Source organism: Brevibacterium casei CIP 102111 (genome assembly GCF_900169275.1).
Lineage (GTDB): Bacteria > Actinomycetota > Actinomycetes > Actinomycetales > Brevibacteriaceae > Brevibacterium > Brevibacterium casei.
This window is the reverse complement of the sequence record NZ_FXZC01000014.1, coordinates 1-7,800: the sequence shown is the minus strand read 5'-3', so window position 1 is coordinate 7,800 and position 7,800 is coordinate 1. Positions and strand designations below refer to the sequence as shown.

Annotated in this window: 6 protein-coding genes; 5 read left to right on the top strand and 1 reads right to left on the bottom strand. The window is 59.9% G+C overall.

Going from position 1 to position 7,800, the window contains the following annotated elements:
• Positions 1-295: 295 nt before the first annotated feature.
• The 5 genes from BC102111_RS17640 to BC102111_RS17400 all read left to right on the top strand — a co-directional run bounded on the left by BC102111_RS17640 (position 296) and on the right by BC102111_RS17400 (position 3,162).
• Positions 296-715, top strand: a complete 420-nt coding sequence (locus BC102111_RS17640; RefSeq protein WP_146001456.1) for a hypothetical protein — start codon at positions 296-298, stop codon at positions 713-715.
• A 140-nt stretch (positions 716-855) separates the two neighbouring features.
• A complete protein-coding gene (locus tag BC102111_RS17415; RefSeq protein WP_101624975.1) occupies positions 856-1,269 on the top strand; it encodes a phage holin family protein in 414 nt (137 codons plus the stop codon).
• Positions 1,253-1,666 carry a DUF3618 domain-containing protein gene (locus BC102111_RS17410; RefSeq protein ID WP_101624974.1) on the top strand — a complete coding sequence of 138 codons (414 nt, stop codon included), beginning with the start codon at positions 1,253-1,255 and terminating at the stop codon, positions 1,664-1,666. The genes BC102111_RS17415 and BC102111_RS17410 overlap by 17 nt, the downstream gene beginning before the upstream one ends.
• Positions 1,667-1,860: 194 nt before the next feature.
• Positions 1,861-2,829 carry a YihY/virulence factor BrkB family protein gene (locus tag BC102111_RS17405; protein WP_232252578.1) on the top strand — a complete coding sequence of 323 codons (969 nt, stop codon included), beginning with the start codon at positions 1,861-1,863 and terminating at the stop codon, positions 2,827-2,829.
• 30 nt (positions 2,830-2,859) lie between these two features.
• Positions 2,860-3,162 carry a DUF4235 domain-containing protein gene (locus tag BC102111_RS17400; protein WP_101624973.1) on the top strand — a complete coding sequence of 101 codons (303 nt, stop codon included), beginning with the start codon at positions 2,860-2,862 and terminating at the stop codon, positions 3,160-3,162.
• A 1,178-nt stretch (positions 3,163-4,340) separates the two neighbouring features.
• On the opposite strand, the gene mobF is transcribed toward BC102111_RS17400, so the two are convergent.
• Positions 4,341-7,784, bottom strand: coding sequence for a MobF family relaxase (gene mobF / locus BC102111_RS17395; protein WP_146001455.1), 3,444 nt, complete (start codon positions 7,782-7,784; stop codon positions 4,341-4,343).
• Between the last annotated feature and the right edge of the window lie 16 nt (positions 7,785-7,800).

Below are 7,800 nucleotides of genomic sequence, written 5' to 3'. Positions count from 1 at the left end.
GCACGACCTGCTCAGGCGTGTGCCGCTTCCTCGTGTTCGTCATGATGAGACCAGTCTTCCTGCCCGCAGCAGCGAGCATCAAGACGACTCACACAACGACTGGACCTACATCCCGGGGTCAGCCCACTTGCCCGATCATGAAGAAGTTTATACAGTAAACGATGACACTTGAACATGAAATAACCAGTAGGCTTCGCGGCTGAGACTCGTACGATCGTCAAAGAGCGTGGAGCTCAGCTCTATCAGTAAGTCGTTGCGGGAAGCACCGGTTATGCAACAGGGGAGATCGATTTTTATGAAGAAGAAGCTGATATTGGCAGTCGGTGTCGGGGCTGGGTTTGTGCTCGGTTCGCGTGCGGGCCGAAAACAGTACAACGCCCTCGTCGCCAAGGTCCGCGAACTGTGGAACAGTCCCCAGGCCCGGCGAGTGGTCGATGCAACCACTGGTGCAGTGAAAGACCACGCACCCGATTTCGCTGGCCAGGCGGGGGCGAAAGTGAAGCAATTCGGTGTCAAAGCTGCGAATCAAGCTCGAGCCCAAGGACGAACCGGACTGGCCGAGAATCTCGACAAGGCTGGTGATTTCGCGCAGGATGCAGCCGAGCACGGTGGTCAGGCAGCAGCGAATGCGGCTGCCCAAGGTGATCGTGACTCCAATGGCAACGCCCACGATGAGGTCACGCCACAACCAGCGCCCCAAGCAAAGGATGCTTAAGCAACTCCTTGGGGTGAGCTATCGAGCGCCCTGCAAGCCTCCTTCAACTGAACTCGCGCTACCGTTCCGCCTCACATAGCCCCATCCCTATGCCAAAACAGCGAGGCCAGTCTGGTCTCATCGTCGAAAGCAGGCCCCTGATGAATGACCCTTCCTCTCTACCGTCATTATCGACCGGTGAGCTCGTATCGCAGTTATCGGAGCAGGCTAGCCGGTTGATCCGTGACGAAATTCAACTCGCTCAGATCGAGATGAGCACGAAAGCCAAGAAGGCCGGCCTCGGCGCGGGTCTGCTTGGTGCAAGCGGCGTCATCGCCCTCTATGGTCTCGGTGCAGGGATTGCGACTGCCATCATCGCCCTAGCCCTCATCATGCCGGCGTGGTTAGCGGGTCTGGTCGTGACTGTGTTCCTCCTGGCTATCGCCGGTGTCGGGGCCGTGATCGGTAAACGGAAGGTCTCCGAGACCACGCCGGTGCCTGAGCGCACGGTTGAGGCTGCGAAGGAGACTGTGGACACGCTGAAGAAAGGGGCTCGTGATGGCCGACACAAATGACACAGGTCCCAACGCCTCACCATCCGAGATTCAAGCTGACATTGCCCGTACTCGTGAAGAACTTGGACAGACTTTGGCTCAACTCGTCGAGAGATTCGACGTCAAAGCCCAAGCGGAACACACTTTAGACGATGTCAAAGACCGTGCCGCCGGTGCCATAGGCGACGTACGCGACAAGACGGAAAACGTAGTCGCCGGAGCCAAAGGGGCAGTTAAATCTGTGCTCTCCTCTGACGATGCCGCCGGCGATTCGGCCGGCGTGACTGATCCAGACGAGGCTATCGACAGTGACTTGGCGTTGAGGTCCCGAGCTGGCTGGACTGACCTTGCGCCGTTGGTGATTGCTTCGGGGCTCGCGCTGGCTGCCGTCATCGTTGCGGTTGGGTGGCGCCGATGATTGGCCGTAGAAAGATTGCCCAGAGCGACCAGACATACCCCGGGGAGCGTTCGAGTCTCGAAGAGTCCGCGGAAAGGGACGATACGGGTCCAGCCTCCTATGCCGAGGCAAAGGACTCGAGACAGGGGGTCGCAGCCGAGGACCCGGTCAAGCCCGATGCTCCGCAGAAGCTGACCGGCCCAACGTGGAAGTACGTGGCGAGCAAGACACTGCGGGAGTTCCTCGGTGATGACTGCCTGCAACTGGCCGCTGGTCTGACCTACTATTTAGTTCTCGCGTTGTTCCCTGCTCTTCTAGCGATCCTGTCGATCCTGGGTCTAGTCGGCCAGAGTCAGCAGACAGTCGAAACAGTCACCGGAATCATCACCGATCTCGGCGGAGGAACGATCGCGCAAACGTTGACACCCACCCTGACCGAACTGGCACAGAACTCGACAGCGGGGTTGGCATTTATCATTGGCCTTCTCGTCGCGCTGTGGTCGGCATCGGGTTATGTTGTTGCATTCGGCAAGGCAATGAATCGCATCTACGAGAAGGATGAAGGCCGCCCGGTCTGGAAACTTCGTCCCGTCATGCTCCTAGTCACCCTCGGTGCGGTGATCCTCGTCGTGATCGCGGCGTTGATCCTCGTAGTCTCGGGACCGGTGGCGCAGGCGATTGGTGATGCAATAGGGATTGGGTCGACGGCGATATTGGTGTGGCAGATCGCGAAATGGCCCATTTTGCTCGTCATCGCGATCGTCTTAGTAGCCTTGCTTTATCACGCGACACCAAATGTCCGTCAGCCAAGGATGAAGTGGATCAGTCTCGGGTCTGTGTTCGCGATCGTTGTGTGGGTCCTGGCGTCGGCGGCTTTTGCTTTCTACATTGCGAATTTTTCGAACTACGCGAAGACTTATGGGTCATTGGCCGGGGTGATTATCTTCTTGCTCTGGTTGTGGATCACGAATATCGCTCTGCTACTGGGGGCGGAGCTCAATGCCGAGATCGAACGTGGGCGCCAACTCCAGGGGGGAATACGAGCTGAAGAAGACATTCAGCTACCTCCACGAGATACCACGACACTGGATAAGGCCGAGAAGAAGAACGCGAAAGATACCCGCAGAGCACGGGCCCTGCGAAAATCTCGAGGCAAGAACGCCCAGCCGACTCGCAATGCCTAGTAGCAAATGATTACCGAAGGAGAAGGAGTAATGGTCAAGACCCAAGAAAGAAACGGTAGTAGAGCGGCCAAATTGCTGTATCGTCCGTTCGGGCTAGCAGGCAGCGTCGTTGGCGGCGCCCTGGCCGGCCTCGTGTTCAAACAGATATGGAAGCGGGCAACGCCTGGTGAGAATGCCGATGCACCCGGTGCGTTGGAGTCTGAACATGGTCTACGCGAGATCCTCGTCGCAGCCGCTCTCCAGGGTGCGCTCTTCGCCTTGGTGAAGGCACTGATCGATCGCGGAATGGCGAACGTGTTTGCGAAGTTCATTGGTGACTGGCCCGGTGACTGACCACGACGCTGACAGCAAACGCAGCATCAGTCCAGTGGCTGTAACTGTGTTCACGGCCCCCGACACGGGGTCTGGCCACTGAGGCTGGCATGGCTGGTTCTCCCCGTCATTTAACGATTCTGAGCGTGGGTGTTGTCGCTAGGAATCCATGACGCGTTGATGCCGAAAGGGTCTAACACTGTTGAGGTTTCTGTGGTGTGGCAGCATCGGGTGCCACGACGCATCTGCGACAATGTCTTGGAGGTCGAAGCGAGACTGTCATGAACACCAAATACGACGTGCGGCTCGGGCTTAGCGTCGGCACGACCAGCCATCATGGTTACGAACGCGGACGCAACCTAGAGTGATGACGTTGTAGAACGGGTCAGGCAGCTACGAGCTGAACGGTTCGCGTTCGAACGACGGCAAGGACGGTGGAAGCAGCGCAGCCTCTTCACGATGCAACTGGACACGTCGACTGACGGGGACTACGGCCCTGGCTCAGTTGCCTACCTGTTCTGGGCATGTGTCGCAGTCGTGCTCTACCTATATGGGCGGACACTGATGCCGCTGATTGCGGCGCACCTGTGGTGGAACGTGGGAGTCGGACTGGAAATGTTCGGGTTCGTCACATCGGCTCAACTGAACATTGTGACACTCGTGGTCGGGTTCGGTGGATTCGCTTTCGCGTGTTTGCATTTAGAGAGCGTGAGCGCATGGGTGAACGGGAATCCATGGAATCCGCGACTAGTGGAAACGCACAGGAAGAGTGTGAGACCAGAGCAAAGAGTACGCCGCAGGAAAGCCTGGAGAGCCGTTGGCTGGGCGGCAGTGGATACCGGTGTTGCGGTCCTGAGTATCGGCCTAGGAGTGATCACGAGCGTAAAGTCGCTGAGCACAATCCACGCGGTTGTGTTTGCCATGGTCGGGGTGGTGAGTTTGCTCGGGTTGTGGACGGCAGGAAAAACCAGCATGGACTGGCTGATGCGCGCTGTCCTGGTCCTTAACAGCACCTATTACGGCGCGGTCGGATGCACACTTGCCACAGAGCTTATCGGGGGTGGGCCAGCAGAGACTGGGGAAGTGTGGTGGATGCGGTTATACCTGGTGGGTTGTGGGGGTACTAATTCTCGGACTCGCTGCGGTGAAGCATGGGATGGCGATTGTGCCGGATGGGCCGAAGAACGTCGACCGCTGAGTTAAAGGTCTCGGTCTGGAACTGAGTGAGTGGGGGAAGTCTGCTGTGGCGCATGGGCGTGTGGACGTGGCGCGCGTTGTGGAGTAGCGCAGTCGTCTAGAGCTGCGAAGTCGTCGTCGGAGCGGGTGAACGCCTCCCAGTTAACTGGCGCACCTTCTTCGATTTGAAAAGTGGTGGCGGACGCGGCTTCGGCGGGTTCGGGATGGCCGTTCATGACTGTATGGAGACGGTCCCAGTACGGGCGGAGATAGTCGCCTCGAGGTGGTTCTTCGCCTATTGGGGTCTCCGCGTCGGTCTGGTCGGATATGCCGCGCCATACGATCACTGCGTCGATAACGTCGTCGAGGCGGGGATGATGCGCGTACTGTTCGCGAAGGGTCGAAAACCATTCGGGAGGATTTTTCGTCAGCACTGCTCGACGTGCAGCAACTTGGTCTCGGAGGTCGTAGATGGACTGCGCCCAAACCTGAGCCTGCTCGTCGGTGGCCGCCGTGGTGTCGGCGATCATGTCACCGGACCCAGTGAACGGAGGATCGACGGGCTTGTGACAGCGGTAAATGATCGCTTCGGCTGTGTCGGTAGGTTGAAGCTCGCCGCACATGTTCTGCGCCGGATCGACGCTGATGAGGCGTTGCCAGTCGCTATTGGTAAGGATCTGTTCGGCAAGCGTCGGGTCAGCGTGTGCGGCGAGCCATTCTTGGGTGCGGGTAACTTTTGCCGCCCAGCTGAGGTACGTGAGTTCGTGGCAGATGCGGCCGACATCGTTGGCCCAGCCGAGTTCAGCGTCTTGGACTTCGTGTGCGGACTTCTCAGCCGTAGAGCGGGAGACGACGGACTTGATGTAGTAGGCAGGGTCGTCGATGACTTGCCCGTCCTTGTCGACGGCGGCGGCAGTCATCTGCACGTTCCAGTCCTCAGGTGTGGGGTTCTCAGGGTCATCGATGTCGACGTAGGCATGATTGCCTCGTTTGCCCCGTGTCATTGCGACGTAGAACAGTTCACGAGAGAGTTTCGGTGTAACAACGGCGTGGCCGGTATCGACGGTGACTCCCTGTGACCGGTGAGCGGTGGTGGCATAGCCAAGTTCGACAGACGATGCGAGATAGTCGGCGTCGAGCACGATCGTTGGAGGCGTGCCGTCTTCTCCGGTCTGGACGTTGGCCTCGACGCTACCGTCGGGGCGGATCGCTGTGATGGTCAGGCGGGTGCCGTTGGCGACGAAGGCACCGTTGGAGTCGCGGATGCTGCGGTCGTTGCGCCTGGCCAGGAGGACGTCGCCGATTCCAGCCTGAGCCTCGGAGCGCAGAGTGACCTGTTGCGTGATGTCCACGTCGCCCGATTCCACCAGGTCGGTGTGGGCACGCTGATTGAGTTCGGCGACGGTCTCATTGTCCGAAGCAATGAGAATCGACGACAGACCCTTGTCTCGGTCAGCTTTCCACGCAGAATAAGCCGTGTCGGCGGCCTCGTGGTCAGGGTCTCCGTGAATGCGATCATGCTCGTCGTAGGTATCGACGACAGCGTCGATGCCGTCCTTGTCGGTGACCGACCTGAGTTTGAGTGAAACGGCACGTTCCCATTCGTTTTTGAACCGCCAGACCGTATCGAGGGTGGTGTGATCGAGGTTGCGTTCGACATGGCCAAGGAAGCCTCCGGCGTCGACGGCCTCCAGCTGGGCGGGGTCGCCGACGATGAGAAGTTTCGCTCCTGCAGCTTCGGCTTGTCGAGAGAGCTCAGCGAGGTTGGAAGTCGAGACCATGGAGGCTTCGTCGACGATGATGAGCTGGTTGGGGTGGAATTGGTACTGGGCTTGGGTGGCGTAGTCGGCGGCAAGCTTGGCCTGCATGGCCTCACATTGTTGGACGAGTCTGGCCCGGTCACGATGGGGCGTACCGTCGATAGTCGTGTTGAGTGTGGCCAGTCGTGATTCGAGGTTGGCCACGCGTTCGGCACGCCGTGCTGCGCCTTCCCCGACGGATTCGAAGAGCCATTTGGCGACGTTGTCGGTGTCGACTCCGATTTCATCACCGAGGACACCTGCGGCCACAGCGGAGGGAGCGAGTCCGATGACGGAATGCTCGCCGTGAACCGAGTGCCAGGTGTCTGTGATCGCGCCCATAGTGGTGGACTTGCCTGTGCCTGCGGGACCGATGATGGCGGAGATTCCAGCGTCGGAGGACAGCACGTGTTTCGAGGCACGCATCTGATCCGCGCTGAGCGGGTGGCCGTCATCGGTGCGCCAGTGTTCGAGGACGTCCACGTGCTCTGGGTGTCCGGCCAGGGTCGGCGCGCCGGTCGCGGTCACGCGCGAGATGAGGTGGTCTTCGTCGGCCATGACTTGCTCGGTCGTGTAGACCCCGGAGTGATGCTGGTGGTCAAAGACTGACCGGTCACGGAGGTTGACCGTGGTGTCCGGTCCCTCGGGTGCTCGTGACCGGTCGGGGGCCAGAGAGACGGCCTTGTCGAGGGTGAGTTCGACGATGTTGTCCACGAGCGCGTGCCGGTCTTCGACGGTCGGACACCGGACGAGGCGGAGGACTCGTTCAGCCGAGGCGCGCACGTTGGCACGGGAGAACGTCGTGCGGCGATGGGAGGCGTCGGTCAGTGTCCACTGGCTGATCTGTTCGATGATGTCGCCGGTGAGCATGTCGGCGGTCACTGTCCGGACATGGTGACCGACCGCGTTCTTCACGAGAGTGTCCGGGTCAAGACCGGCCATATGGGTGCGTTGCCTCCACCAGTGCATCTTCTCCGGCAGGGTGGTGCGCTCGATGGTGTTCTTCTTGGGCCGGTTCTCGAGGGTGGCCTGCTGGCGTATGAGCAGCACCTCTCGTGGGGTGGGTCGCGTGCCATAGGTGTCGGTGTATTCGGCGATGAGTTCATCGGTGCGGGTCTCGATGCTGATTGACCGGCTGGAGAATTCCTCGATGAGCTCGTCGGGGATTCCGGCCAGTTCGACTCGATGGGCGGGTTCGTATTCCGAGTCGGTGTTTGTGCCGGATTCGATGAGCTGTTGGACGTCGAGGTCGACGTCGGTGCGCGATTCGGCGACAGTGCCGACGTCGGCGGCGAGCCGGTCGAAGATCAGGGAGTTGTACATTTCCGAGATGGCCACGACGTGCCGGTGGAGCGTGTAGGAGTCGATGGTGACCCAGTGCCCGTCGGAGGCACGCTGCACCCGGTTGGCGATGACCAGGTGAGTGTGCAGCTGCGGGTCACCGGCACGCGAGTCCCAGTGGTCGAATGCGGAGGCGATGACTCCGTTGACGGCAACGTGGGCGACTCCCCCGTGACCGGCACGGGATTGAATGACGTTGGCCTCGACCCACGCGAGTGAATCGCCCCGGGGATAATAGAGGCAGGGAGATTGGAAGAAGGAGATTCTCTCTTGCCAGTGAAATACACCGACGAACTCAAGGCTCGCGCCGTCGAACTCGTCATTCATGCTCAGGCCGATCCGG